The 24,731-nt window shown below is 45.6% G+C and carries 26 protein-coding genes; 4 read left to right on the top strand and 22 right to left on the bottom strand.

Features of this window, described 5'->3' with window-relative positions; translation table 11 throughout:
• Positions 1 to 62 precede the first annotated feature (62 nt).
• The 7 genes from C1T21_RS14115 to C1T21_RS14085 all read right to left on the bottom strand — a co-directional run bounded on the left by C1T21_RS14115 (position 63) and on the right by C1T21_RS14085 (position 5,670).
• Positions 63 to 887 (bottom strand): purine-nucleoside phosphorylase, encoded by an 825-nt coding sequence (locus C1T21_RS14115; protein ID WP_103048703.1) that lies wholly within the window; start codon positions 885 to 887, stop codon positions 63 to 65.
• A 72-nt stretch (positions 888 to 959) separates the two neighbouring features.
• Positions 960 to 1,904 carry a site-specific tyrosine recombinase XerD gene (gene xerD / locus C1T21_RS14110; RefSeq protein WP_103048702.1) on the bottom strand — a complete coding sequence of 315 codons (945 nt, stop codon included), beginning with the start codon at positions 1,902 to 1,904 and terminating at the stop codon, positions 960 to 962.
• Positions 1,905 to 2,009: 105 nt separating this feature from the next.
• Entirely contained in the window at positions 2,010 to 2,252 is a 243-nt protein-coding gene (locus tag C1T21_RS14105) for a YqzK family protein (protein WP_043882230.1), read from the bottom strand.
• 166 nt (positions 2,253 to 2,418) lie between these two features.
• Positions 2,419 to 2,916: a ferric iron uptake transcriptional regulator gene (fur, locus tag C1T21_RS14100; RefSeq protein WP_103048701.1), complete on the bottom strand. Its 498-nt coding sequence runs from the start codon at positions 2,914 to 2,916 to the stop codon at positions 2,419 to 2,421.
• Between the two features lie 99 nt (positions 2,917 to 3,015).
• Positions 3,016 to 3,669: a stage II sporulation protein M gene (gene spoIIM / locus C1T21_RS14095; protein ID WP_103048700.1), complete on the bottom strand. Its 654-nt coding sequence runs from the start codon at positions 3,667 to 3,669 to the stop codon at positions 3,016 to 3,018.
• Between the two features lie 188 nt (positions 3,670 to 3,857).
• Positions 3,858 to 5,054 carry an endonuclease Q family protein gene (locus C1T21_RS14090; protein ID WP_103048699.1) on the bottom strand — a complete coding sequence of 399 codons (1,197 nt, stop codon included), beginning with the start codon at positions 5,052 to 5,054 and terminating at the stop codon, positions 3,858 to 3,860.
• 4 nt (positions 5,055 to 5,058) lie between these two features.
• Positions 5,059 to 5,670 (bottom strand): NUDIX domain-containing protein, encoded by a 612-nt coding sequence (locus C1T21_RS14085; RefSeq protein ID WP_103048698.1) that lies wholly within the window; start codon positions 5,668 to 5,670, stop codon positions 5,059 to 5,061.
• A 125-nt stretch (positions 5,671 to 5,795) separates the two neighbouring features.
• Between C1T21_RS14085 and mciZ the strand changes: the two genes are divergently transcribed.
• Positions 5,796 to 5,939 carry a Z-ring formation inhibitor MciZ gene (gene mciZ / locus C1T21_RS14080; protein WP_103048697.1) on the top strand — a complete coding sequence of 48 codons (144 nt, stop codon included), beginning with the start codon at positions 5,796 to 5,798 and terminating at the stop codon, positions 5,937 to 5,939.
• Positions 5,940 to 6,010: 71 nt separating this feature from the next.
• Here mciZ and C1T21_RS14075 read toward each other — a convergent pair whose 3' ends face one another.
• The gene (locus tag C1T21_RS14075; protein ID WP_039270980.1) at positions 6,011 to 7,144 is read right to left on the bottom strand and encodes a tripeptidase T; all 1,134 of its coding nucleotides are present in this window, start codon (positions 7,142 to 7,144) and stop codon (positions 6,011 to 6,013) included.
• Between the two features lie 85 nt (positions 7,145 to 7,229).
• Between C1T21_RS14075 and prli42 the strand changes: the two genes are divergently transcribed.
• The gene (prli42, locus tag C1T21_RS14070; RefSeq protein WP_023989226.1) at positions 7,230 to 7,334 is read left to right on the top strand and encodes a stressosome-associated protein Prli42; all 105 of its coding nucleotides are present in this window, start codon (positions 7,230 to 7,232) and stop codon (positions 7,332 to 7,334) included.
• 118 nt (positions 7,335 to 7,452) lie between these two features.
• Here the strand turns inward: prli42 and lipB are convergent, their stop codons facing one another.
• From lipB to C1T21_RS14040, 6 genes are all read right to left on the bottom strand, one after another.
• On the bottom strand, positions 7,453 to 8,151 hold the full coding sequence (lipB, locus tag C1T21_RS14065; protein WP_039270978.1) for a lipoyl(octanoyl) transferase LipB: 699 nt from the start codon (positions 8,149 to 8,151) through the stop codon (positions 7,453 to 7,455).
• Between the two features lie 45 nt (positions 8,152 to 8,196).
• Positions 8,197 to 9,588 carry a dihydrolipoamide acetyltransferase family protein gene (locus C1T21_RS14060; RefSeq protein ID WP_103048696.1) on the bottom strand — a complete coding sequence of 464 codons (1,392 nt, stop codon included), beginning with the start codon at positions 9,586 to 9,588 and terminating at the stop codon, positions 8,197 to 8,199.
• Between the two features lie 87 nt (positions 9,589 to 9,675).
• The gene (locus C1T21_RS14055) at positions 9,676 to 10,662 is read right to left on the bottom strand and encodes an alpha-ketoacid dehydrogenase subunit beta (protein ID WP_039270974.1); all 987 of its coding nucleotides are present in this window, start codon (positions 10,660 to 10,662) and stop codon (positions 9,676 to 9,678) included.
• Between the two features lie 2 nt (positions 10,663 to 10,664).
• Complete coding sequence (locus tag C1T21_RS14050) at positions 10,665 to 11,693, bottom strand: thiamine pyrophosphate-dependent dehydrogenase E1 component subunit alpha (protein WP_025723034.1); 1,029 nt, start codon at positions 11,691 to 11,693, stop codon at positions 10,665 to 10,667.
• Between the two features lie 140 nt (positions 11,694 to 11,833).
• On the bottom strand, positions 11,834 to 13,255 hold the full coding sequence (gene lpdA / locus C1T21_RS14045; RefSeq protein ID WP_103048695.1) for a dihydrolipoyl dehydrogenase: 1,422 nt from the start codon (positions 13,253 to 13,255) through the stop codon (positions 11,834 to 11,836).
• 126 nt (positions 13,256 to 13,381) lie between these two features.
• Positions 13,382 to 13,615: a hypothetical protein gene (locus C1T21_RS14040; RefSeq protein ID WP_013310799.1), complete on the bottom strand. Its 234-nt coding sequence runs from the start codon at positions 13,613 to 13,615 to the stop codon at positions 13,382 to 13,384.
• 208 nt (positions 13,616 to 13,823) lie between these two features.
• On the opposite strand from C1T21_RS14040, the gene C1T21_RS14035 reads away from it, so the two are divergent.
• Positions 13,824 to 14,420, top strand: a complete 597-nt coding sequence (locus tag C1T21_RS14035; protein WP_023989232.1) for a thymidine kinase — start codon at positions 13,824 to 13,826, stop codon at positions 14,418 to 14,420.
• Between the two features lie 172 nt (positions 14,421 to 14,592).
• Positions 14,593 to 15,369, top strand: coding sequence for a sporulation protein (locus C1T21_RS14030; protein WP_103048694.1), 777 nt, complete (start codon positions 14,593 to 14,595; stop codon positions 15,367 to 15,369).
• Between the two features lie 109 nt (positions 15,370 to 15,478).
• Here the strand turns inward: C1T21_RS14030 and C1T21_RS14025 are convergent, their stop codons facing one another.
• The 8 genes from C1T21_RS14025 to ahrC form a co-directional block, all read right to left on the bottom strand.
• On the bottom strand, positions 15,479 to 15,883 hold the full coding sequence (locus C1T21_RS14025; protein ID WP_103048693.1) for a hypothetical protein: 405 nt from the start codon (positions 15,881 to 15,883) through the stop codon (positions 15,479 to 15,481).
• Positions 15,884 to 16,246: 363 nt separating this feature from the next.
• Positions 16,247 to 16,750: a hypothetical protein gene (locus C1T21_RS14020; protein WP_103048840.1), complete on the bottom strand. Its 504-nt coding sequence runs from the start codon at positions 16,748 to 16,750 to the stop codon at positions 16,247 to 16,249.
• Between the two features lie 166 nt (positions 16,751 to 16,916).
• A complete protein-coding gene (locus C1T21_RS14015; protein ID WP_103048692.1) occupies positions 16,917 to 18,617 on the bottom strand; it encodes a methyl-accepting chemotaxis protein in 1,701 nt (566 codons plus the stop codon).
• A 290-nt stretch (positions 18,618 to 18,907) separates the two neighbouring features.
• Positions 18,908 to 19,657, bottom strand: coding sequence for a class I SAM-dependent methyltransferase (locus C1T21_RS14010; protein ID WP_103048691.1), 750 nt, complete (start codon positions 19,655 to 19,657; stop codon positions 18,908 to 18,910).
• Positions 19,658 to 20,184: 527 nt separating this feature from the next.
• The gene (gene spo0A / locus C1T21_RS14005; protein WP_023989239.1) at positions 20,185 to 20,988 is read right to left on the bottom strand and encodes a sporulation transcription factor Spo0A; all 804 of its coding nucleotides are present in this window, start codon (positions 20,986 to 20,988) and stop codon (positions 20,185 to 20,187) included.
• Positions 20,989 to 21,204: 216 nt separating this feature from the next.
• On the bottom strand, positions 21,205 to 22,365 hold the full coding sequence (gene spoIVB, locus C1T21_RS14000) for a SpoIVB peptidase (RefSeq protein WP_103048690.1): 1,161 nt from the start codon (positions 22,363 to 22,365) through the stop codon (positions 21,205 to 21,207).
• A 123-nt stretch (positions 22,366 to 22,488) separates the two neighbouring features.
• Complete coding sequence (gene recN, locus C1T21_RS13995; RefSeq protein WP_103048689.1) at positions 22,489 to 24,207, bottom strand: DNA repair protein RecN; 1,719 nt, start codon at positions 24,205 to 24,207, stop codon at positions 22,489 to 22,491.
• Between the two features lie 58 nt (positions 24,208 to 24,265).
• Positions 24,266 to 24,715 carry a transcriptional regulator AhrC/ArgR gene (ahrC, locus tag C1T21_RS13990; protein WP_013310809.1) on the bottom strand — a complete coding sequence of 150 codons (450 nt, stop codon included), beginning with the start codon at positions 24,713 to 24,715 and terminating at the stop codon, positions 24,266 to 24,268.
• Between the last annotated feature and the right edge of the window lie 16 nt (positions 24,716 to 24,731).

Raw genomic sequence — 24,731 nt, 5'->3', positions numbered from 1 at the left:
GGCGTTCGGATACGGGGTTCTTGGGGTATATGTCCACCGCTTCGGTTGAACATGATCCCAATCTACATTTGTGGAATAATCGCTAGCACAAGTTTTAAAAATTGCTCACGTACTTTCTCTGCCGTCTCCATCACTTCACCATGGGACAAAGGCTGGTCCAGAATGCCTGCGGCCATATTCGTGATACAGGAGAAGCCCAGTACCTCAATACCTGCATGACGGGCTACAATAACCTCAGATACGGTCGACATACCCACCGCATCTGCACCCAGTGTACGCAGCATAACGATTTCAGCAGGCGTTTCATAGTTAGGCCCCAGCAATCCAGCATATACACCTTCTTGCAGACTGAAGCCCTGTTGGTTAGCCGTTTGCTTGGCAATTTCACGCAAGCGGCGGCTGTACGCCTCCGACATGTCTGGAAAACGAACACCCAGACCAGCATCGTTCGGTCCGATCAATGGATTTTGTCCTGTCAGATTAAGATGATCCGAGATGACCATCAGATCTCCTGCTTCGTAGGAAGTGTTTACACCACCTGCTGCATTCGTCACCAGCAGACTTTGAATCCCCAATTGCTTCATCACCCGAACTGGGAAAGCCGTCAGCTGCGGGCCATAGCCCTCATACATATGAAAGCGCCCTTTCATCATGACGACAGCGCGACCTTCAATCGTGCCTAACAGTAATTCTCCCTCGTGACCTTCTACCGTCGATACAGGAAAATGGGGAATATCCTGATAAGGAATACTAATTCCATCCTGAATTAAATCGGCCAGAATACCGAGACCTGATCCCAGAATAAGACCAATCTCTGGACGAATCCCGCTCTTGGCAAGGATATAATCTGCTGCTTCCTGAATCGTAGCTTGGTTGGTTGTTGACATTAATATCTCTCCTGACTTGTACAATCGTAAAGTTATAGTCATTATCACATTTTCTATGAAAGCAAAGTATCGTTACGTTCGATCTTTGCTTTCATGAGAAGTGCGGTTACCGCCGTGCGGGTGATGCTTCTCATATACTTCCTTCATATTCCGTCTGGCCGTCTGCGCATATACCTGCGTCGTTGACAGGTCAGCATGACCCAGCATTTCCTGTACAGAGCGTAAGTCTGCTCCGCCCTCCAGCATATGTACCGCAAAGGAATGCCGCAGCGTGTGGGGCGTGATATCCTCGCTTATGCCTGCTTCCTGACCGTACTTCTTAATCATTTTCCAGAAGCCCTGTCTACTGAGACGCTGTCCAGATACGTTCAGGAACATGGCTTCCTGCTCTACCTGAGCTTCTTCACCCTGCCCGGATTTCAGCAATAATAGACGCTGCTCGTCCATGTAGGCTTGTGCCCACTGTGATGCCTCACGGCTGATCGGTACAACACGCTCCTTGCCTGCCTCGCCGCCACAGTGCACAAAGCGCAGATCGGTGCGCACATCACGCACGTTTAGGGCAATCAGCTCCGATACGCGAATGCCCGTCGCATATAGCAGCTCCAGCATCGCCTTGTCTCGCACCCCTTGCGGGGCAGTCACATCCGGTGCGGCCAGCAAACGCTCTATCTCATCCTGCGTTAGCACCGAGGGCTTCTTTTTAGTCGCTTTAGGCAGCTCCAGCAGAACGGACGGATCATGGATCGTAATTCCCTCCCGAATAAGAAAATGAAAAAAGGAGCGAATGGAGGCGACGCTACGTGATATCGTCGCCGCAGCTTTTCCCTGTTCCTTCAAACGGCCCAAATACAGTACCAGATGTGACCGTTGGACGTTATCCGGCTGCTCAATTCCACAGCTTTCTGCGAACTCGACAAACTGCTGTACGTCTCGTTGATACGCTTCCAAAGTGCTGCGCGACAAACCCTTTTCCTCTTCCATATATTGAGCGAAAGGTTGAATGTACATTTTCATGAGTTCCAAAAGTCTCCTTGTTCTGCATACAGCGGTTCAGTCTCAGCGTCTGCTTCTTCGTGTGCTGCCTTCATTTCATAAGCTCATCAAGACCGATTACTTAGACTATTCACCATACCAGTAAAAGAAACGTAAACGTTCCAACACTGCTATTCGATGCTCGGACCCTTCATTTACTTTTTGTCCGCCAAATACCTTAACTGCATGTCCTTCCGGTATTCGGTAATGATCTACAGGTGTTATCCAATCTGTAAACAGCCTGAGGCTAAAAAAGAACATACATGCCAGCACTCCGAACAAGATTACCAAACGCAGCCATTTTAGTCCTCTCCGCAACGATAGTACCATGTAAATCAGCCGCCTTTTCCCCAGAATATAGTCCCTATTAGGACTCTCTATGGAAGGGTATGACAAGCTATTCCTTTTTATACCGCTTAATCCCGAACAACAGATTCCGAACCAAAAAAGCTCTCCCGAACGCATCTTCGTCGGTGAGAGCTTGGGTAGTCAGCTTTTAGTCCTGAGATTTGTTTTTTCTGGATTTGCCCAAAGTTTTCTGAGCGGTCGTATCGTTCTTCGCCTTACAACGATAACAAATACCGTGGAAGTCCAAACGATGATCCACTACGGTAAAATTATATTCCCGTTCCAGGCGCTCCTCCAATGGTCCAAGCCAATCTTCCAGTATTTCATCTACACTGCCACACTGCACACATATCAAATGGTGATGGTGATGTTTGGTTGTATCGCCGCGCAAATCATAACGCGCAACGCCATCACCAAAATTAATTTTCTCCACGACATGCAGTTCACTTAGCAGTTCTAGGGTACGGTATACGGTTGCCAGACCGATTTCGGGAGCTTTCTCTTTGACGAGCATAAATACATCTTCCGCACTCAGATGATCATCTTCGTTCTCAAGTAAAACTCTGACGGTGGCTTCCCGCTGAGGCGTTAGTTTGTAGCCCTGGGATTGCAGCTGCTGCTTAATTTTTTCGATCCGTGCTTCCATGTGTCTCCCTCCCCCTGCAAAGCTACTGCCTACTGCACTTTTTTCACTCCTATTATTATAGGGGGTCTATACAAATAAAGTCAAACATTTTGAAACGGATCAAGATGACACGGAAGCTGTCAGCATAGGAGTGACCCATTGCATCATAACCGGGGTGATCCAAGTTTCAAAGGACGCGCTACCAATAAGAAGCACCATCATCACAGCAGTCAATCCTGCGTAAGACAGCAACGGACGCAGCATTCCGTCTGACGGCCGGGTAGCGAGTATTTTGGTTTTGATCATATGGATGGAAAAAGTCATCGCAGCCACGCTGCAGACGAGCAGTACCGGAATCACGAGCAGGTTATGGGGAGCAACTGAAACCAAAGAAAATAGCAGTCCTTTCCATGAATATTGCCCCACCATATAACCTACTGAAAATCCGATTAGCACACCCTTGAGGAAATTCAATACAAGAATGCCCGGCAGACCAATAACCGAAAGGCCACACACCCAAATTAGGCCGACCCATTTCAGATGTAAAGATACGCTATCCCAAAAGGTCGAGGCCGCCTGCGAATCAGCGAAGCCCTGTTCGTTTTGATTGACCGTTATAAAAAAATCCTTCAGGTAACGGGACAAATCCTGTAACTGCTCCAGCGAGAGTGCGTTTACCATAAGTGCGCCAAAGACGACTCCCACCAGAAACAGCACAGCCAAGAAAACATAATACGGCGTCTGATCCTTTAACGTATGACGAAACCATTGCATCGGCGTCCTGCCCCTTTCATCTGCTTGTTTGTCCAAAAAACAACCGTAATCCGACGGCTGATGGCTAGAAATGGGGCAGCTTTCGCTGCAGATCAAACATCACGAATGATGTGCCAAGCCAGCGGCATAGATAATTTATGGTTATGAACAAGCAGACGCTGATATGCCTTTAGAGGGACAAGACTTTACTAGGACTTAGCTATTTTGCCGTATGTCCCACCACCACCGGATACAAGCGACAGTCGCCCCTCGCGTGAAAGCACAATTTGCTCTGCCAGCACTTTTCCGACGACTGCTGCTAACTCCTCCTGTGTAACCTCATGTAAAATATTCATTTCTGTTCCAAATGCAGCCAAGAGCTGGTTCAGCTTGGCTTTGCCCAGACCTGGAATAAACTCCAGTGGAATCTGGTAAATGTACGGCGGACGATGGGACGGAATCATGGGTTGCTCACGGTCGGCAATGCTCCATATACGATCCAACACACCTCGCACAAGCTTGGTATGACCACAGTCAGGACAACGTTCATCCGCCATCTGTTGCTCGTCAATAATCGTACCGCAGCTTTGACAGTAAGAACGATGGTATTTGCCCAGTTTCGGATTTAATCCGTAGTTGGCACGCACCCGTCGTCCTTCCCGCCGCTCCAAAGCCATTCTGAATTCATCAAAACACGGCTTTGCCAGTGATAATTTATTGTATTCTCGTCCGATTTTCCCAAGTGAATGGGCATCTGAATTAGTGAGAAAGCTGAAGCGATCCAGTTCCGAAATCAAACCGGCCATAGATGAATCTGCGCTCAGCCCCAGCTCCACCCCACTGATGAGCTCCATATCCAGCAGTTCCTCCATACGAGCCGCTGAACTGCCGTATATGCCCTTATGAGGAGTAAAGACGTGAGCAGGCACCATAATGCCTCCACGTCCGTAAATTTGCTGCTGCAACTCGCGTGGCGGTGCATAGATTCGTTGTGAGCTGAGATTAACATTTTTCATATGCCGGGCCAGCCATTGGGTAAAATCCTCCATCGCCGCCAGATCTGGAAAATAGGCCAGTACGTGCGCCTCAGGACGACCTTCAGCACGTATTTCCAGCTCCGTGCCAAGGAGAATGACCGTATCCCGGTATGCGATACCTCCGCCGCTGATTTCCTTCATTTCCCCCGTATGTAAATAGGTACGAATATCCTCCTGTACATTAGGTGCATGGCAGTCAATGATACCGATCAGCCCAATTCCTTTGCGACCGGAGGCTTCCTTAGCTATGTTGGCAAAGGTCAGATCGCGACTGCCACTAATTTTGACCGGATTTCCCTTCTCTGTTCTGCCAATATGAATATGCAAGTCTGCAAAGTAGTCGTTAAGTTCTAATATATTTTCATCCATCCGCTTAGAAGCTCCCTGTATGTTGGCAGAGTTGCCATGCATAGACGGCCAAAATCGTTTTGGCATCACTAATCCGTCCTTCACGAATGAGCGTCTGTGCTTCTTCCAGCGTCACCTCAAACAGCTCCAGAAATTCATCCTCATCCGGTTCCATCTCACCTAACTCCAGCTCTTCGGCCACATACAGATGAATGATTTCATCCGCAAAGCCAGGAGAGGTATAAAAGGAGTGCAACAGCTTCAGCGACTTGGCAGTATAACCTGTCTCTTCTCTCAGCTCCCGCCCCGCTGCTTCCATCGGGTCTTCACCCCGCTCTAGCTTACCTGCAGGAATTTCTACCTCACAGCGCCCCATCGCCTGTCTGTACTGGTCCACGACCAGCATTTTCCCTTCATGTAGAGCCAAAACAGCCACTGCACCTGGATGCTTTACAATCTCACGCTTTCCAGTGGAGCCGTCGGGAAGCTCTACCGTATCTACCTGTAATGTAATGACCTTTCCCTCAAAGATAGGCTGTGTGGACACGGTCTTTTCCTCCAGCGCAGGATTGGAATAAGGCTTGCGATGTGCATCGTTTGTTGGATTGTTCAATTGTCCGTTCGTTTGCTCGTTCATCGGTAAGTTTCCTCCTTCATATCTATCTTTCTTTATTAATTATCACCAAAGTTAGTCTAACTTGTCCACTTTGTACATATGCTGGTGGTAGAATAACAAACTTCCTGTCCTGAGGAGATGCAGAAATGAAAAGCTACCGTACTGAAAGCACCCTCCATATCGTTGGTAAAGCCTGGCAGATTCAAGCACTCTTGCGTCAATGGCAAAAGGCACATGGCCCTACAGCCACCATCGCTTCGCTAGCTGTTCCAAAAAAGGTTCAGGTCTAAAGACGAAGGAACGCTGTTCCTGTCTTTAACCTGAACCTTTTTTCAGTATGTTGCAAGTGTATAATACAAATTTATTTTGTGGTTTCTTGAATCAGAGCTACGACAACTTCAGCAACCTTCACCAGGTCATCGGCCTTAATCTTTTCCTCTGTTGTATGGATGTTCTGGTAGCCCACAGCCAAATTCACCGTTGGAATTCCAAGCCCGTTGAATACATTAGCATCTGAGCCACCACCGGAATGGAAAGTTGGCGTTGCCAGTCCCAGTCTTTGAATCGCACGCTGAGCAACCTGTACAACTTCATCATGCTCCGTAAAGCTGAATGCCGGATAGATGACTTCACTGCGGAACTCTCCCTGTGCACCAAATTCACGTGTGGTGGTTTCCAGTGCTTCACGCATATGCTGGATTTGATGATTAACCTTTTCTTGCACAATACTACGAGCCTCTGCACGGATCAATACAAAATCGCATACCACATTTGTCGCGCCGCCGCCCTCGAAACTGCCGATGTTAGCGGTCGTTTCCTTATCAATCCGTCCTAGTTTCATTTTAGAAATTGCTTTAGAAGCGACCTGAATGGCACTAATGCCATCTTCGGGATTTACCCCCGCATGAGCGGACTTCCCAGTTATCTTCATTTCAATACGTGCCTGCGTTGGGGCAGCTATACAAATAGAGCCGACCTCACCATTTGAATCCAAAGCATATCCGAAATCAGAATCTAGCACTTCCGGCTTCATCGCCCGTGCACCCATCAATCCAGATTCCTCGCCAGCCGTAATCACGAATTGGATTTGACCATGGGGAATATTCTGCTCGCGCACGACACGAATCGCCTCGAACAAAGCAGCAATTCCCGCCTTGTCGTCAGACCCCAGAATCGTTGAACCGTCACTACGAATCCAGCCATCCTCACCCAACTGTGGCTTAATGCCTTTACCCGGAGTAACGGTATCCATGTGACAGGTAAAAAACAATTTGGGTGCTTGCTCCACACCTTCCGCTTTCCAGGTGACGATCAGATTGCCTGAACCATGTCCGGTTCTTTCACGAGAATCGTCTTCCATTACTTCCAGCCCGAGTGCATTAAACTTTTCTTTTAGAACACGTGATATTTCCTGCTCATTTTTCGTTTCGCTATCCACCTGTACGAGTTCCATAAATTCCTGTACAATTCGGTCTTTTACTACTTTTACTGTCATTAAACTTTCCTCTCTTTCCCGATTACGCTACAATACGGATAGATGTTCTTATCTATGACTTAAACCTATCCTAAAGGAGTTACACATGTCGAACAAAAAATGGGTTCGTTTTTTCGTCTACATTATGCTCGCAGCTATGATTGGTTCTACGCTGTTCATGGTAATTGAGCCGTTTATTATGCCACTATAATAACTATACCGCTCAAGGTATCCTGCTGCTCTAAGGCACTATTGAAGCCTTGAGTGGACGAGCTGTTACGTAAAGCAAACAGGCGGGCTTCCGTGTAGATACACAAGCCCGCCTTACTTTATTGGAAAGAATGCGTTTGCCATTGCGCAACAAATGAAAATTGCTGTTCAAAGTACGGTACAATTTCCTTCGCAATCTGCTCCACCGATATAGGCTTCTGTATGCAGTCCTCCAATGATGTCACACCGTATTCCTGAATTCCGCACGGGACAATACCCTCAAAGCCCTCATGCTGTATCCCTGATTTGATGTTAAAGGCAAAGCCATGGCTGGTTACGAAGCCCCGACGGTGCTTACACTTGTTGAATTTAACGCCAATGGCCGCAATTTTAAGATTCCCGATCCATACCCCCGTATATTCAGGCTTACGGCTTCCCTCAACTCCATAAGATGCCAACAACCGGATGATCACTTCTTCCAGACTTCGAAGGTATCCGTGCAGATTCAACGCCTCCCGGTTGCCGAGCATAAGTAGAGGATATCCGACAAGCTGCCCCGGCCCATGATATGTAATGTCTCCCCCACGGTCAATCTGAAAGACGCTGATTCCCTGCTCCTTCAGTTGCTCTGGTGTGAGGAGCAAATGTTCAGGATGCCGCTGAGAACCAATCGTATAGGTCGGCGGATGCTGGAGAAGCATAAGCGTTTCTCTTGCCTCTCCCGCATCCAGCTTTCCCACAATCTCCTTCTGGACATCCCATGCATGGGCATATTCCATCCTATTCGTATAGGTTACATCAAGCGGTCGTCTGTTCACGGCCTGTCACTTCCTCTCCGTGCATTTCCCCCACTGTTCGGATGATTAGTACAGCTTCGTATCTAAAGTGTAGCCTTCTAGATTTTCTTTAACCCGTTGCAAGAATCGTCCGCAAATCACTCCGTCCAAAATGCGATGATCCAGCGACAAGCACAAATTAGCCATCGAGCGAACCGCAATCATATCATCAATAACCACGGGTCTTTTGACAATGGATTCAAAGGTAAGAATTGCAGCCTGCGGATAGTTAATCACCGGATAAGATAAAATTGAACCAAAGGAGCCTGTGTTGTTTACAGTGAACGTTCCGCCTTGCATGTCGTCCAGTTTGAGCGTGCCTTCCCGGGTTTTACGTGCCAAATCGTCAATTTCACGAGCTAATCCAGCAATATTTTTCTGATCCGCTTTTTTAATAACAGGGGTAAGAACGGAGTCCTCCGTACCTACGGCTAGCGAAATATTGATGTCTCTTTTGACGATAATTTTGTCCACTGCCCAGACCGAATTCATAATCGGATATTCCTTGATTGCATTCACGACTGCTTTCATGAGGAAAGCCAGATACGTAATATTAATTCCTTCTTTTTGCTTAAATTCATTTTTGATCTTGTTGCGGAGCATCACCAGGTTGGTCACATCCACCTCAATCGTCGTCCAAGCATGTGGAATTTCGGAAACGCTTTGTCGCATATTGCGAGCAATTGCACTGCGAATGGGTGTAACATCAATAAAATACTCGGATCTGTTATTGTTGCCACCCTCAACTTCGATCACAGGAGCTTTTGGAGCCTCCGTCAAATGAATCCCACTGTTACGAACCGGAATAGCAGGGTCCATATTTTGAATCGGTGCACTGTGCTGAGTGGCAGACTGCTGTCTTCCTGCAAAAGGAGAGCCTTGTCCTGATGCCGTCGCAGTCGGCTGTCCAGATACTCCAGTGGGGGCAGAACCGCCCTGCTGCACAAAATTCAGCACGTCTTTGCGGGTAATTCTTCCCCCCATGCCCGTGCCTGGTACTTGGCTTAAGTCCACATTATGCTCAGCAGCCAGGGTTTGCACCGCTGGGGAAAAACGTCCTCTCATGGACTGATCCGATCCAGCACTCTGCTGAGATTGTGTTTGTACGGTACTTTGAGATGCTGGTGCAACAGGTGTCGCCCCTGATACCGCCGCAGGTGCAGCCGACTTCGTCTGGATACGGCAAATTAACTCGCCTACCGCTACTGTCTGACCTTCCTCTGCCAACAAATCACCCATAATGCCGTCCAATGTGGATGGGATTTCTGCATTCACTTTATCTGTAATAACCTCGCAAATCGGCTCGAATTGCTCTACCGTTTCACCAGGTTGTTTGAGCCATTTGGCAATTGTCGCCGATACGAGCGATTCTGCCAATTGTGGCATGGTCACGTCGTTCCATTGTGTTTGGTCTGACATTTTTTCAACTCCTTAACATCATAGGAGGGCGCGTTACCGCTACCCCCGCTATACTTTTGGAATGCTTTCGTCCAATCTGCCCTATAATTAATACATTGCAAGACGGCGCATAGCTTCCTTAACCTTATCCTTGTTTAACATATAAAACTTCTCCATCGGTGGGCTGATCGGCATGGCTGGTACATCAGGAGCACATAGACGCTCAATCGGCGCATCCAGCTCGAACAGACACTCCTCATTAATAATAGCCGATACCTCGGCACCGATGCCGCCCGTTTTGTTGTCCTCATGCACGATTAATACCTTACCTGTATGTCGTGCAGCCTCAACAATGGCTTCGCGGTCCAGCGGTTGGAGTGTGCGCAAATCCACAACATGTGCGGTAATGCCCTCTTCCTTCTCCAATTCCTCAGCAGCCTGCATGACAAAATGCAAAGGCTGGCTATAACCGATGACCGTAATATCGTCACCCTCACGTAATAGATTAGCCTTGCCAATCGGAACGATATAATCATCCTCAGGCACTTCACCCTTGATCAGCTTGTAGGATTTTTTATTTTCAAAAAACAGCACTGGATCAGGGTCACGAATGGCTGCTTTCAGCAATCCTTTTGCGTCATAAGGGGTAAATGGAGCAACAATTTTCAAACCCGGCGTACCAAAAAAGATCGACTCTGGACACTGAGAGTGATATAAACCACCAAAGATCCCACCACCGATTGGCGCGCGGATTACCACAGGACAGTTCCAATCGTTGTTAGAGCGGTAGCGGATTTTAGCTGCTTCACTAATAATCTGATTCGTCGCCGGAAGCATGAAGTCCGAATATTGCATTTCGGCAATCGGCTTCATTCCGTACATGGCCGCACCAATCGCAACCCCGGCAATAGCCGACTCAGCCAATGGCGTATCCATAACACGTTGCTCACCGAATTGGTCCATAAGCCCCTTTGTCGTTGTAAAGACGCCGCCCTTCACCCCGACATCCTCACCTAATACAAAAACCGTTTCATCCTGCTCCATCTCTTCTTTCATGGCAAGACGAATCGCATCAATATATTCCATAATCGCCATCGTTACCGGCCCTCCCCATCGCTATCTGCATACACATGCAGCAGCGTATCTTCGGGCTTTGGAAAAGGCGCTTTATCTGCATATTCAATCGCTTCCTTGACTTCGAGCAGCAGCTCAGCCGACAGATCCGCATCCTTGGCCTCATCCCAAATGCCGCATTCGATCAAGTAGCTTTTCATACGGGCTACGCCATCCTTGGCCCAGTTCTCATCCACTTCCTCCTTGGTCCGGTAAGCCAGATCATTATCCGAGGTGGAGTGAGGAGACAGACGGTACATCATGGCTTCGATCAGCGTAGGACCTTCACCGCGGACAGCACGTTCCCGTGCTTCCTTCACCGCCGCATATACGGCCAATGCATCATTACCATCGACTCGAATCCCTGGAAATCCGTAGCCCAAAGCACGGTCGCTTACCTTGCCTGCCAACTGTTTATGAATCGGAACCGATATCGCATATTGATTGTTCTCGCACATAATGATGACTGGCAGCTTTTGTACACCAGCAAAGTTACAGCCTTCGTGAAAATCTCCCTGATTGCTGGAGCCTTCCCCAAACGTAACAAACGATACAAAATCCTTTTTCTGCATTTTGGCAGCCAAAGCTACACCTACTGCATGTGGAACCTGTGTCGTTACTGGGCTGGAGCCTGTCACAATACGCAGCCGTTTACTACCAAAATGTCCTGGCATCTGGCGACCACCGCTATTGGGATCATCTGCCTTGGCAAATGCCGACAGCATAAGTTCGCGCGGCGTCATTCCTACCGCAAGCACGAATCCATAATCCCGATAATAGGGAAGAAAATAGTCCTTTTCCCGGTCAAGGCCGAAAGCTGCACCTACTTGTGCCGCCTCCTGTCCAATGCCAGAAACGTGGAAATTAATTTTCCCTGCCCGTTGCAGGAGCATGTTGCGCTCGTCAAATCTTCTTGCGAGCAACATATATCTGTACATATCAATAACTTGTCCGTGAGTAAGTCCCAGCTGTTCATGTCTGAAGCCAGCGTCTACAGCGCCTTTAGAACTCATTGAGGCACCTCCTTAAGTGTCAAACATCCTACTTCCAGTACCTAGTACCATCTTGTCTTAAAACCTGGTACTAAACTCTGGCTAACCCCATTATAATCCTTTTCTCCCCAAAAAGAAAAGCACCGATTTATTTGAAACGTCTATATGCCTATCGCCTGTCCATCAACAGCCAACATCGCTTCTCCCAAAATCTCCGACAACGTCGGATGCGGATGAATAAGCTGTCCGACTTCCCACGGCGTGGCATCCAGCAGTTGCGCAAGAGCCGCCTCGCTGATCAGGTCCGTCACATGCGTACCGATCATATGTACACCGAGAATATCATTAGTCTTCTCGTCGGCCACTACTTTGACGAAGCCGTCCCGACTGCCGTATACTAGTGATTTTCCAATAGCTTGAAAAGGGAACTTCCCTACCTTCACCTGATGTCCACGCTCACGGGCTTCTTGCTCCGTTAAGCCGACGCTCGCCGCTTCAGGACGTGTATAAATACACCGCGGAATCAGATGGTTAGGTACACTGTGAAAATCTTCGCCCGCCAGATGATGAACCGCCTGCAAACCTTCATGGCTCGCTGCATGCGCCAGTTGTAAGCCGCCGATGCAATCCCCAATGGCGTAAATATGTGGTTCATTCGTCTGCAAATGTTCATTAACCGAGATAAAGCCACGCTCTACGCGGATATCCGTATTTTCCAGCCCGATATTTTCCACATTTGCCTGACGCCCTACAGAAATGAGCAGTTTGGAAGCGCTGAGGGTTTCTGTTTCTTCCCCTTTTTGCACATCAATCTGTACGCCTTCCTCATCTTTGCCATATGTTTTAGCCAGCACTTGTGAACCCGTCAGCACCTTGACACCACGCTTGGTTAACAAGCGCTGCATTTCACGCGAAACGTCTTCGTCTTCCGTGGGAATAAGTCGATTCGCGGCTTCAACCACCGTAACCTCCACGCCAAAATCATTTAGCATAGAAGCCCACTCCACGCCAATAACACCACCGCCCACGATAATCAGAGATGCTGGTAGCTCCTCCATCGTTAACGCTTCGTCACTGCTCAGAATAAATTCGCCATCTGGCTCTAGTCCGGACAGCACACGCGGGCGTGATCCCGTTGCAATAATGAGATGTGCAGGAACAATCGTTTCCATCTCACCATCTTCTAGTTCCACAGCAACTGCCCCGCTTTTTGGAGAAAATATAGACGGCCCAATCACGCGTCCCTTACCGCTCAGTATCGTAATTTTATTTTTACGCATCAAAAATTGAACGCCCTGATGCAGCTGTTCCACAACGGCTTCCTTACGCTCCTGAACCTTGGGAAATACAAGCTGTGCTCCCGATGTCTCGATACCGTATTGTGCACTTTCTTTAATCGTGGCATATACTTCCGCACTGCGTAGCAAAGCCTTACTCGGAATGCAACCACGGTGCAGACAGGTTCCGCCAAGCTTGTCCTTTTCGATGATAACCACTTCTTTGCCTAGCTGGGCGGCACGAATGGCTGCTACATACCCCCCGGTTCCTCCACCCAAAATAGCGACATCACAATGTATAGTCATGTTTCTCCTCCATTAACAATTGATTATATATAGCCTATTGTACTCTCTTTATTTCACTGTACAAAATATAGCGTTTAGGCATAGGCTACAAAAAAGCTAACCATTTACCCCAGTAATCTTTCCATATCATTCATACAGCGCATCTCGTAATTTGGTAGACATCCTTGGACTTTGTGCTGATTTGGCTCGCAGCGCCTTGCGAAATGATTCATTTTGCTTGCGCAGAAAGTTCAGCTCTGTCTCCAGCTCAGTGATGAGTTCTAGAGCTTGCGGGCTGATCAGCCCTTGCTCCAGTAATGCTCCTTTTTTGGCACTATAATCCGTATTTTTTTCGTCCATGCCTTTCACTCTTCCCTTCATTCCACTACGCTTCACCATATCATGCCCGCGGCGGCAGAGCAATGACGACCACATTTACGTTTTAGGAATAGACATACAAAAACATGTCGAAAATCAATATATTTTCTCTAGTCTGTATACGGCTGGTTATGGTAATCTATAATGGCGTTTTCTTTCGGAGAAGAAGATTTACAGTGTTATGTACATGTTACAGAGAGGGGAATTCGCTTTGCCTACAGGACGAATTACGATTATTACAGGCCCCATGTTCAGTGAAAAATCCGGCGAATTGATTCGCCGCTGTCAAAAACTAATCCAATACGGGCATCGTAAAGTGGTAGCTTACAAACCCGCTGAAGATAACCGCTATGCCGAGGACGAAATAGTAAGCCGGATCGGATATCGGCTGCCCGCTATCTCTATCCCAAGAAAACTTACAGATGAGCTCGTTCAGCGTATTTTGCAAGAAACAAAAGATGCCGACGTGGTTGCCTTTGATGAAGTCCAGTTTTTCAGTCGTCATATTATGTCGCTCGTACAAGAGCTAGCTTATTGCGGCAAGCATGTAATTGCCGATGGGCTGAATCTGGATTATCGAGGCAAGGAGTTCGGCTATGTCGGTGGTCTGCTCGCCATGGCGGATGACATCGAGAAGCTGACTTCCTTTTGCGCTGTATGCGGTAGCTCGGAAGCAGTATTTACGCAACGTATGGTAAATGGTAAACCTTCCACTGTGGGACCTATTGTGATGATCGGCGACTCTGAGGCTTATGAGCCTCGTTGTCGAAATTGCTTTATACCTCCTCATAAAGTGAACTGCGATTAGTGGACAGATAGCTCGACAAGCTGCAATATGCCTACGTGAGTACCAGTGACTTTTTTCTTGCATTTTTTTGGAACGAATCGAACCATTGCCCCGTATATCCGGTTAAGCTGTACAAGTTTTTAGTTTTCGTTTGTATATCATGACCATGAGATTATCTGGGGGGGACGGAATAATGAGTTTTTTTAACAAAATCTTAGCAAGCGCAGGAATCGGTTCAGCTAAAGTCGATACGCTGGTGGATCAAGCCGTATATGTGCCTGGGGAAGAACTTAGTGGTATCATGCGCATCAAAGGCGGCAAAATTGATCAGGAAATCGGCAAAATTGACATTGAGCTCAAGACTGAATATATCGTAGAGCACGATGATAAAAAAACTACCAGCACCTGCTGCATTGCACGGATCAAGGTATCTGACGGCTTTCATCTAGAGCAAGGACAGGAACTTGAAATTCCTTTTTCCTTCAGATTGCCGTTGGAAACTCCTGTTACTCACGCCAAACAGCCCGTCTGGCTGGAAACAGCATTAGATATTGGCATGGCTTTGGACCCAACCGATCGTGATTCACTAAAAATCGAGCCACATCCCTATATGAATACAGTCTTTGAGGCGGTTCACCTGTTGGGCTTCCGATTCCGCTCCTCCACCTGCGAACGTCACCCTAAGCTGGGACGCGGTGTTCCGTACGTACAGGAATTTGAATTTACGCCCGGATCAGAATATGCACGTGATATTGAGGAGCTAGAGCTGGTTATGCAGTTGGAACCTGAGGGTGTGCATGTGCTCGTAGAAGTAGACCGCAGGGGCAGAGGATTATCTGGTTGGCTTGAGACTGCATTTGATATGGATGAGCGTCATGCCTGGTTGAGCTTAAGCCGGGAAGAGCTATCCTATGGACCAGATCACATAGCAGATGCGCTAGAAGAATTGATTGACAGGCAAATTAGATAACACTGTAAAACACAAACAAAAAACTCCTAACCAATTTACTTACATACGGTTGGGAGTTTTTGTTAATTATAAGAATTCTTATATGATGGTCCTCAATCGTCTGTATAAACTAAAGTGGCAACATATCCTGTCTTTCCGCCTTATGCTTACACTCTTTGCATACCCCATACAGCGATCCATTGTCATCCGCATAGAAGGTTAATTTGTCTTCTTTTTTACAAAAGGAGCATTTTTGCTTGCCTGTGCCCTGGATAGAGTCAGACAGTCCAAACCCAGTTTGGGCCTGAATACCTGCTGCTTTTGCATTCTTGCGTGGACTGGAAGACACTTTAGACTTAGATTCATTACCGGTGCGGGATTGTCGAGCGGACTTACGAGGACGAAATTCAACGACATTACTGCCCCGCTGTTCATTCACTTGTTTGTTGCTGCTGCGACTACGCCTTGCTTTAACAATCCAACCCAACGCCACCAACAACACGCCGAAGAACACCCAAGTCAGACTATTCCACATGCTCTCATCCCCGCCTTTGCTTTAGAATTAATTGGGTTAATACCACTAGCCCGTTCAATGCGATGACTTAGCCTATAGCTTTATTCATTGAAATATACCCGTTATACAGCCTCTGTGCTGTTCATCCGATTGTCTACCCATATAAAAATCGTACCCTCCATTGCAACATCCGACCCGCCTCTAAGCAAGAAACTGAGCACATTAGGTAAATCATCTTTTCCTGAGGAGTACATTGACCCGTTTTACAAATTGTACATCATCCTTATGAAAAACGATAATATCCCCTCTATGAAGATCGTTCTCCTTATCATAATGCTTATCTACTGCCCAATGGTGAGAATAAAAATGGACCAGATGGCTACATTACTCCCCTTGATAATAAAAATCAATGAATCTTTTCGTCAACGGATTAAACTTATCAAAGCGTTTGCGATGCGGTAAAAAGCCTGACTTATGTACTTGTTCTGCTAGTGTTTCTACATGTTCGAATCGCTTGAAAAAGGGCAACGCGAAAGTGTAGATATCTTCAATAATCTCTTGGATCACCCGTTCTCTTTCAGCTTCTGTGGACACAAGGTAATCCCTGTTTCCCGTATATTTCTTGGTGAGAGCAATCAACTCACTGTGAAAACAAGCCCCCGTACTATACTTCTTTTTTATTCTTTTGGATTCTACGATAATATAAACTTTTAATGCACCATATTTAGTCGCACCAAAACTAATTTCAAATATAAATTCCTTGGTTTCTTTTTTCAAAACTTTTCTGCTTTTCAGATATTTAAAATCACTCAAAAATGGTGTAGCTATGATTTTGTCTATCGCTAACTGACGTAGGTCACTTGCTTTAAGTTCAGTCTTATTATCCATGATGTCACTCCAACCCAAAGAATTTCCCACCATTATATCATATCGGTCCAATTACAGGCTCCTCATATCTCCACCCTTTAATCACAATATATTAATAAAAACAAAGAAAAAAGCCGCTCACAATAGAGCAGCTAGTTCCTCTGAAACATAAAAAGCAGTATACGAATTATACTTTGAATTTACCAATTTGCCCTTGCAGGTCCTCTGCCATCGTAGACAGGTTTCTTGCAGATGAAGCAATTTCCTCCATGGACGCCAGCTGTTCCTGAGTTGCGGCAGATACGTGTTGTGTCCCTGCTGCGGCTTCCTCAGCAATCGCTGAAATTTGTCTGACAAAACTAACAATCTCATCAGTACTTGCAGACATTTGTTCTGATCCGGCAGAAACCTCTTCAATTTCACTGGCCACTTTATTTACAGTTTCCTGAATTAGTTCAAAGGATGCGCCTGCATTTTGTACAACTTCACGACCTGTCATGACATCCTTCCCGTTGGACGCTACCGCCTCAATAGCATGGGTAGTATCCTTTTGAATCAATCCCACTAGCTCCGTAATTTGTTGAGCTGAATGAGCCGATTGTTCAGCCAACTTGCGAACTTCGCCTGCAACTACAGCAAATCCGCGACCATGTTCTCCTGCACGGGCCGCTTCAATCGCAGCGTTCAAGGCAAGAAGGTTGGTCTGACTAGAAATATTGGTGATAACATCAATGATCTTGCCAATTTCGTCTGAGCGCTCTCCCAATCCAGCCATGAGATCTGCCAATCCATTCATCGAATCATTCACGGCATTCATCTGCGTAACTGCCTGTTGAATCATCTGGTTACCTTCAGCCGATTTATGGGCCGCATCTTGCGCAGATGCGAATACATTTTGCGCGCGGATGGCGATTTGCTCAACACCGATAGACATTTCCTCAATAGCTTGGGACGATTTCGTCACCATATCTACCTGGTCTCCTGTTCCAGTAGCTACTTCTTGCACCGTTTCGGTTATTTGTGCAGAAGCTTGGCTATTTTGCTCTGCGCTGGCCGTCAATTCTTCTGAGGAAGTGGTTACCAACTCAGTCGTCTTACTCACAGATTGAATCAGTTCGCGAAGGTTCTCAACCATGACATTAAAGGAATGTGCCAACGTACTGATCTCGTCCTTGCCCTTCACAATGATAGCTTCACTTGTAAGATCACCCGATGCGATACTTTCAGCAGCACGGCTGATTCGCAAGATAGGTTTAGAAATAATTTGGGCTATGATGATTGCCATGATCAATGCTAATATAACGGCTGCAACGCTCAAAACGATGACCAGTTGTCTACCTGAAATAAAGTTGTCAACAGCTTCTTTCGTAGTCTGTTTAGATCCATCTGCATTCAGTTTAATGAGCTGACTGATCATATCGTTTGAACTATACCATAACTTATAGGACTCTTGATGAAGGATACTTGATTGAGTGTAATCATTAGCTTTCCCCGCTTCAATCATTTCTGGCAACTTATTCAAATACTCCGTATAATTTTTGGAGAATTCTTCATACATTTCACGTTCTTTAGGGGTAGCAATTAATTTTTCGTATGTTTTTCGGCCGTCCTCAACCTTTTTTAAAACCTTATCATATTCGGCCTGAACCTTCTCCATTTCCTCTGGGTCACGTTCTACAATAATGTTTAATGAAATCCGCTCTACATCAGATATATCACCATTTAGCGTTCCCAGGATGGTCACACTTGGCATCCAATGGCTATCAATTGCCATCGAAGTGCCACCTAAATTTTTCATTTTTGAGATAGATGTTGTACTAATCACGATCAGCAGGATTATTACCGCAAGAAAACCCAATATCAATTTTGTTCGGATGTTAAATTTCATATATTCGCTCCTCAGTTCTCTTTATATTAGATACTATATCGACAAGAAACGACACATTGTTTATATCAAATATAAAGAGAATTTCAGAACTGTTTACAAAAGGGAAATTTTTCCTTGTGATGGTTAGTGCAACTGATTCAGTTTTATTTTATAAACAGTGTGAAGGGTATTATGACTCATAATTCCCATTGGTTCTGCCATTTAGCGAGGGAGATGCTGAAAATCTTTATTCACTCATTCCATCAAACTTTTAAAAAAAGGATACCCAAAAACGGGTATCCTTTTATGTTTTACTTCCTAGCAATCACCATAAATCGTTCTGAATTTGTCCTTATTCCTATTTCGGTTTGATTAGCAAAAATGAATTGTTGGAGTATTTGAAAATCAATTTCTTTTTCTCCGAAGTTAGGAATAATTGGTGTGTGTTTCAAGAGAAATATTAAGTCTGCAGGAGTCTGATAATATTCATTTGCATTGAATTCAAATGACTGTATATCGTTAAAGCCGGCATCACTTAATTCGGTAATATATTTAGCTTTTAACGAGTCTTTCTTAGCACCCCATGCCTGTCCTCTTCCAAACGCTTCTTTAATATTTAATTTGTCGTTTTCGCTTACTTGCTGTGTCAGGAATATTCCACCCTTTGCTAACACCTTTGCTATTTCTTTTGCATAAAAACATGAATGTCGAGAAGAGATTACATTAAAGAAGTTCTCAGGAAAATTTAGATTATCAGCATCCATCTGGAGAAAGCGAACATTTGCTATGTCTGATTCAGCAGAATTCTTGGTTGCTGTTTCAATCATTCCGGTAGAATGGTCAATCCCAACTAGAAGTAATGCAGATTCTGCTATTGATAAAATTGCTTCCCCGCCGCCAGTACCGATGTCAAGCAATATGTCCGACTTCTTGCATGTCTTCGCTACTTCATTGTAGAAGTCCCATTTTACTCCTTTGGAGATACATTTCACATTGCTGAAATCCCACCCGTTGATTTTTCCAACCTTATCATAAAACTCTTTATACTCTATTGAATTCATTTTTCTTCCACCTTCCAATTAAGGATAAAAACTACGGGTTAGCAGACCGATATCATTCAGAATTTTAGTTTTTGTAGTCAAAAGGATAGACCTCCCCCCCTTGACGGCTGGTACGCGTTTTTTCCAGCCCGTAAACTAAATACTTCGAACAATACGGAATGACATCCGATTCACCTCATTTGAAAGATTGTTTTAATTATATTTCTTATAGAGCTTGTCGATCAAGCAATAGTTCAATAATAATTCCAACTCTCTCCCTTGGTAGAACGACGACTGATAGCAATGAAATGACGATAATTGAAGAAAACTTTAAATTGTCCAGTTGAAATTGAAAATCGTTCATAAAAAATACCGCCCCTTATTGGTTCTTGGAAGAATCAATAAAAAGGCGGTATTAGTTGTCTACTATTCAGAAGTTTATCGGTAATCTGGGCGGCTGTTTTGGAGATTAGTAGCCATCCCTGCAATTATCATTGACAAACGCCAAAACACAAAAATCCGTTGCTCCGTCAATCATTCTGACCCTTTCAGGACACCTTGTTCTCAATTCTCAGCTTATCTGCCACCATCGCTATGAACTCTGAATTGGTTGGTTTGGACTTACTGATATTAATGGTGTAACCGAACAGGTGTGAGATGCTGTCGATATTTCCACGGGTCCATGCTACCTCGATAGCATGACGAATGGCGCGTTCTACGCGAGATGCCGTCGTTTTGAACTTTTCGGCGATTGCCGGATATAATGTTTTAGTGATGGCTCCCAAAATTTCGATATTATTGTACACCATCGTAATGGCTTCGCGTAAATATTGATAGCCCTTGATGTGAGCTGGTACACCAATTTCATGTATGATGGCCGTGATACTGGCATCCAGGTTTTTCGTCTTACCCATAGGTACAACGTTGGACCGCATGGATGAAATGGTCACCGGACTGCTGCTAACTAACTGCGGCCCCACTAATTGGCGAACACGGTTCGCCAGCACTTCCATGTCAAACGGCTTCAAAATATAATAAGATGCCCCGAGCTGTACGGCCCTCTGTGTAATATTTTCTTGACCGAATGCAGTCAGCATAATGATTTTCGGCTGTGGAGTCAGGTTCATTTCTCTTAAACGCTCCAATACACCGAGACCATCCAGATGAGGCATAATAATATCTAAAATAAGTACATCAGGTATGTTGCGGGATTCTGCGATGCGTTGGAGCACTTCTTCGCCGTTATAGGCGATTCCTGTAACTTCCATATCCTCCTGATCGGAAATATATTCAGCAAGCAAATTCGTAAATTCCCGGTTGTCATCAGCCAACAATACCTCAATTTTTTGCAATGTACTTCCTCCTCATTGAGTGATATTCCATTGTGATATCTGTTTACAGTATATAAATATTTCTTGTCGGAGTATATGATTTCGACATCGAATTATGAATTCCTTCTGTCGAAAATTATTTTTATTTATTTTTTTTATAGTTTCTATTATAATTGATTCTTTATCTTGCATTTATGAGTTATTCCCCTGCTTTTCGACAAAAAAATCTTAAGGCCACTAGCTCGCCTTAAGATTAGAAGATGATTTCAAGCTTACGTTATTCTGCATGATTCCTGCATCACGCAGCATCCATTCAATAAAACAACCGTAACCTGATTTAGGATCATTCACAAATACATGTGTCACAGCCCCGATAAGCTTACCATTTTGGATGATCGGACTACCGCTCATTCCTTGCACGATTCCGCCGGTCTTATCCAGCAGCTTTGGATCTACAATGCGAATCACAAGTCCTTTGGTTGCTGGTTTGTCCTGCTGAGAAATGTGTACAATTTCCGCCTGAAACCGCTGAATTTGTTGACCTTCCAGTACAGTCAAAATTTCTGCTGGTCCTTCCTTTACTTCATTCGCAAAAGCCACTGGAATAGGAGTCGAATACAATCCATATTGAGGCTCATCTGACATTTTCCCGAAAATTCCGAAATTCGTATTTCGTTCAATATTTCCTAATACCCGATGATCTTTGAGAAAATGAGCGCGTTTTTCTCCCGGTTCCCCACTTTGGCTTTTCGCAATTGACGTCACATTGGACTGCACAATCTCTCCGCTCCCCACGACAATGGGGGTTTGGGTATTCATATCGGTAATTACGTGGCCCAAGGCCCCGTATACACCCTGGTCGGGTGCGTAAAACGTTAATGTACCTACACCTGCAGCCGAGTCCCTAATATACAACCCAAGCCGCCACGCTTTATCATCTTGATCATATGCTGGTGTTAACTTGGTGGAAATGGTCTGCTCCCCTCGACAAAGCGTGATGTCGAGCGGTTTTTTGTTCTTACCTGCTTCGTCTACTGCCTCAGCAACCCTTGCCAGGCTATTGAGTGGTTTGCCGTTCATGTGTGTAATCCGATCCCCTAGGCGAATCCCCGCTGTTTCACCAGGTGACACCTTACGATCATTACTTTCCTGAATAATATGGTGACCAACGACAAGCACTCCTGAAGATTTTACTTTGACCCCAATTGTCTGCCCTCCCGGGTATACTTTTAAATCGGGAACTACACTTTCTTGGGTTGTCCTCATGCTTTTAGAGCCGAACAAATCCAAAGAAGCTTGTGGAGGCAGCGCAGCTTGCACATGCTGAGCGTTACCGAGAGAACACATAAGAAAAACAAGCAAAAGACCGAGCAATTTGATCCTGGAGTAAAAATTCAATGGCTGTCACGCTCCCTTTGCTTCTTTCGCTTGACGAGTAAAGGTGGTCGCCAATTGCGTACCTATAAGGTAACCTTGCCCCCAGGCTTTTATAACTGTTAAACATTACGCCAGCCGCTCTTTTCAGGCTTTCTTTCCTTCCGCCAAATTCAGCATTTCCTGTGCGTGATGCAATGTTTTTTCGGTAATTTCCACGCCACCCAGCATCCGTGCCAATTCCTTGACACGCCCGTCCTCCGTAAGTCCCTCAATTTGAGTCATGGTCCGTCCATCATGAACATTTTTCTCAATAAGGTACTGATGATCTGCCATACATGCCACCTGTGGCAAATGAGTAATGGAAAAGACCTGACAAACGGAAGATAATCGATATAGCTTCTCGGCAATGGATTGAGCTGCACGACCACTCACCCCGGTATCCACCTCGTCAAAAATGAGTACTGGAATTTGATCATGACGCGCAAAAATACTTTTCATCGCCAACATGATACGTGATAGCTCACCGCCTGAAGCGATCTTACCAAGTGGACGTAATGGCTCACCTGGATTGGGGGAAATAAGAAATTCAGCATTATCAATGCCCTGCTTGGTAGGTCTTACCTTCAGACCTTTATACTCATATCCGCGTGGATCTTCAATTGGATCAATGCGCACCTTGAGTGACGTTCTTTCCATCTGCAGATCTTTTAACTCCTGCTCCACTTGCTCTGCAAGCTCTTCAGCACAAATTTCACGTGCTTCTGTAAGCTCTTCCGAAATCTCAAGCAAATCGGAAAGCAAATCATCCCGTTTTGCAATGAGCTGCTCCAGCCGCTCATCTTTATTTTCCAGCAGATCGGTTTCCTGCTCAATACGGCTATAGTATTCCAAAATCTGCTCTATACTATCACCATATTTTCGCTGTAATCCGGTAATTTGATTCAAACGTTGCTCCACTTCATGCAGCTTGCCTGGATTAAATTCAATATCCTCACGATAAGAACGTAACTGGAATGCTGCGTCCTCCAACTGGTAAAAAGCAGACTGAATCTGCTCCGCAATGGGCTGAAGGCTTTTGCTGTCATAGCTTTGGACATCGTTTAATCTGGACAACACGTTATTGATCGTATCCAGACCACCTCTGCCGCTTAGCAGTTCGTATGCTCCTGATATCCCATCCATCATTTTCTCACTATGGGATAGCTTGACCCGTTCCTCTGCCAATAATTCATCTTCTCCCAATTTCAACTCCGCCGCAGCGATCTCTTCTAATTGAAATCGGTACATATCCAAAAGCTGATAAGCCTTTTGACTTGAGCTTTGCAGTTCTCTTACTTCTTTTTCCGCTTTGACAAAAGCATTGTAACGCTCCCGATAAAGCGTTTTGACCGGACCGATGACCGAGTCACCGAACGTATCCAGCAGCGCCAGATGGCGATCTGCACGTAGTAGGCTTTGATGCTCATGTTGCCCGTGGATATTAACGAGTTGCTCACCTACCTCACGCAGCATCGTTAAATTAACCATCTGGCCGTTAATTCGCGAAGAGCTTTTCCCCTGAACCGTAAGTTCGCGACGAATCAGCAAATGCTCCTCCGCATTAGCCTTAATCCCTTGTTCCTCAAGTGTATTCCAAACTGGATGTTTTACCGGCAGTTCAAATAAGGCTTCCATCTCTGCTTTATCACAACCGTAACGCACTAAATCAGCAGAGCCCCTACCGCCTGCAATCAGCCCAAGCGCATCGATAATAATGGATTTACCAGCACCTGTTTCCCCGCTCAACACATGAAACCCTTTATAAAAATGAACATCAACGGCCTCTACAACCGCCAAATTCCGTATAGACAAAGTGACCAGCATCGTTCTTTCACCTCTATGATGTACAAATTAAAACGCCTAATATGCGTAGCCATTATAATTAGGAAATGTAGCCCATAAGACGATTCACGATAGCTTCGCTGTTTTCCTCCGATCGGCAAATAATCAAAATGGTATCATCCCCGCTAATCGTCCCCATAATCTCGGACCATTCAATATTGTCCAATAAAGCAGCAATCGAGTTGGCTGTTCCCGGCAGGCATTTCATCACAATCAGATTGGTTGTGTAGTCAATATGCAAAAAGTTATCAACCAACGTACGTTTCAGTTTCTGGGCCGGATTGTAACGCTGATCTGAAGGCATCGAGTATTTATATCTGCCATCGTCCATTGGAACCTTGATGAGCAGCAACTCCTTGATATCACGCGATACGGTCGCCTGCGTGACCTGAAAACCAGCCTTACGCAATGCTTCAACCAGATCATCCTGCGTCTCAATCTCATGTTGTGAAATAATTTCCCTAATTTTAATATGTCGTTGACCCTTCATATAATCCTCCTATGGA

The sequence above is a fragment of the Paenibacillus sp. F4 genome (genome assembly GCF_002894905.1).
GTDB lineage: Bacteria > Bacillota > Bacilli > Paenibacillales > Paenibacillaceae > Paenibacillus > Paenibacillus polymyxa_B.
The sequence above is the reverse complement of the archived record's forward strand: the minus strand, read 5'-3'. Positions and strand labels throughout refer to the sequence as shown.

Bases quoted from the DNA above. Each gene is read 5' to 3' on its own strand.
- C1T21_RS14040 (WP_013310799.1), bottom strand. From the start codon at position 13,615: ATGAAGGGAAGAGTGAAAGGCATGGACGAAAAAAATACGGATTATAGT.
- C1T21_RS14085 (WP_103048698.1), bottom strand. From the start codon at position 5,670: ATGAACGAGCAAACGAACGGACAATTGAACAATCCAACAAACGATGCA.
- C1T21_RS14105 (WP_043882230.1), bottom strand. From the start codon at position 2,252: ATGGTACTATCGTTGCGGAGAGGACTAAAATGGCTGCGTTTGGTAATC.
- C1T21_RS14055 (WP_039270974.1), bottom strand. From the start codon at position 10,662: ATGGCGATTATGGAATATATTGATGCGATTCGTCTTGCCATGAAAGAA.
- C1T21_RS14020 (WP_103048840.1), bottom strand. From the start codon at position 16,750: ATGGATAATAAGACTGAACTTAAAGCAAGTGACCTACGTCAGTTAGCG.
- C1T21_RS14075 (WP_039270980.1), bottom strand. From the start codon at position 7,144: ATGACAGTAAAAGTAGTAAAAGACCGAATTGTACAGGAATTTATGGAA.
- C1T21_RS14060 (WP_103048696.1), bottom strand. From the start codon at position 9,588: ATGTCAGACCAAACACAATGGAACGACGTGACCATGCCACAATTGGCA.
- C1T21_RS14025 (WP_103048693.1), bottom strand. From the start codon at position 15,883: ATGTGGAATAGTCTGACTTGGGTGTTCTTCGGCGTGTTGTTGGTGGCG.
- fur (WP_103048701.1), bottom strand. From the start codon at position 2,916: ATGGAAGCACGGATCGAAAAAATTAAGCAGCAGCTGCAATCCCAGGGC.
- prli42 (WP_023989226.1), top strand. From the start codon at position 7,230: ATGTCGAACAAAAAATGGGTTCGTTTTTTCGTCTACATTATGCTCGCA.
- recN (WP_103048689.1), bottom strand. From the start codon at position 24,207: ATGCTGGTCACTTTGTCTATACGGAATTTGGCGGTTGTAGAGGCCGTT.
- ahrC (WP_013310809.1), bottom strand. From the start codon at position 24,715: ATGAAGGGTCAACGACATATTAAAATTAGGGAAATTATTTCACAACAT.
- C1T21_RS14050 (WP_025723034.1), bottom strand. From the start codon at position 11,693: ATGAGTTCTAAAGGCGCTGTAGACGCTGGCTTCAGACATGAACAGCTG.
- C1T21_RS14090 (WP_103048699.1), bottom strand. From the start codon at position 5,054: ATGGATGAAAATATATTAGAACTTAACGACTACTTTGCAGACTTGCAT.
- C1T21_RS14015 (WP_103048692.1), bottom strand. From the start codon at position 18,617: ATGAAATTTAACATCCGAACAAAATTGATATTGGGTTTTCTTGCGGTA.
- C1T21_RS14115 (WP_103048703.1), bottom strand. From the start codon at position 887: ATGTCAACAACCAACCAAGCTACGATTCAGGAAGCAGCAGATTATATC.
- mciZ (WP_103048697.1), top strand. From the start codon at position 5,796: ATGAAAAGCTACCGTACTGAAAGCACCCTCCATATCGTTGGTAAAGCC.
- lpdA (WP_103048695.1), bottom strand. From the start codon at position 13,255: ATGACTATACATTGTGATGTCGCTATTTTGGGTGGAGGAACCGGGGGG.
- C1T21_RS14030 (WP_103048694.1), top strand. From the start codon at position 14,593: ATGAGTTTTTTTAACAAAATCTTAGCAAGCGCAGGAATCGGTTCAGCT.
- C1T21_RS14010 (WP_103048691.1), bottom strand. From the start codon at position 19,657: ATGAATTCAATAGAGTATAAAGAGTTTTATGATAAGGTTGGAAAAATC.
- xerD (WP_103048702.1), bottom strand. From the start codon at position 1,904: ATGAAAATGTACATTCAACCTTTCGCTCAATATATGGAAGAGGAAAAG.
- spoIIM (WP_103048700.1), bottom strand. From the start codon at position 3,669: ATGCAATGGTTTCGTCATACGTTAAAGGATCAGACGCCGTATTATGTT.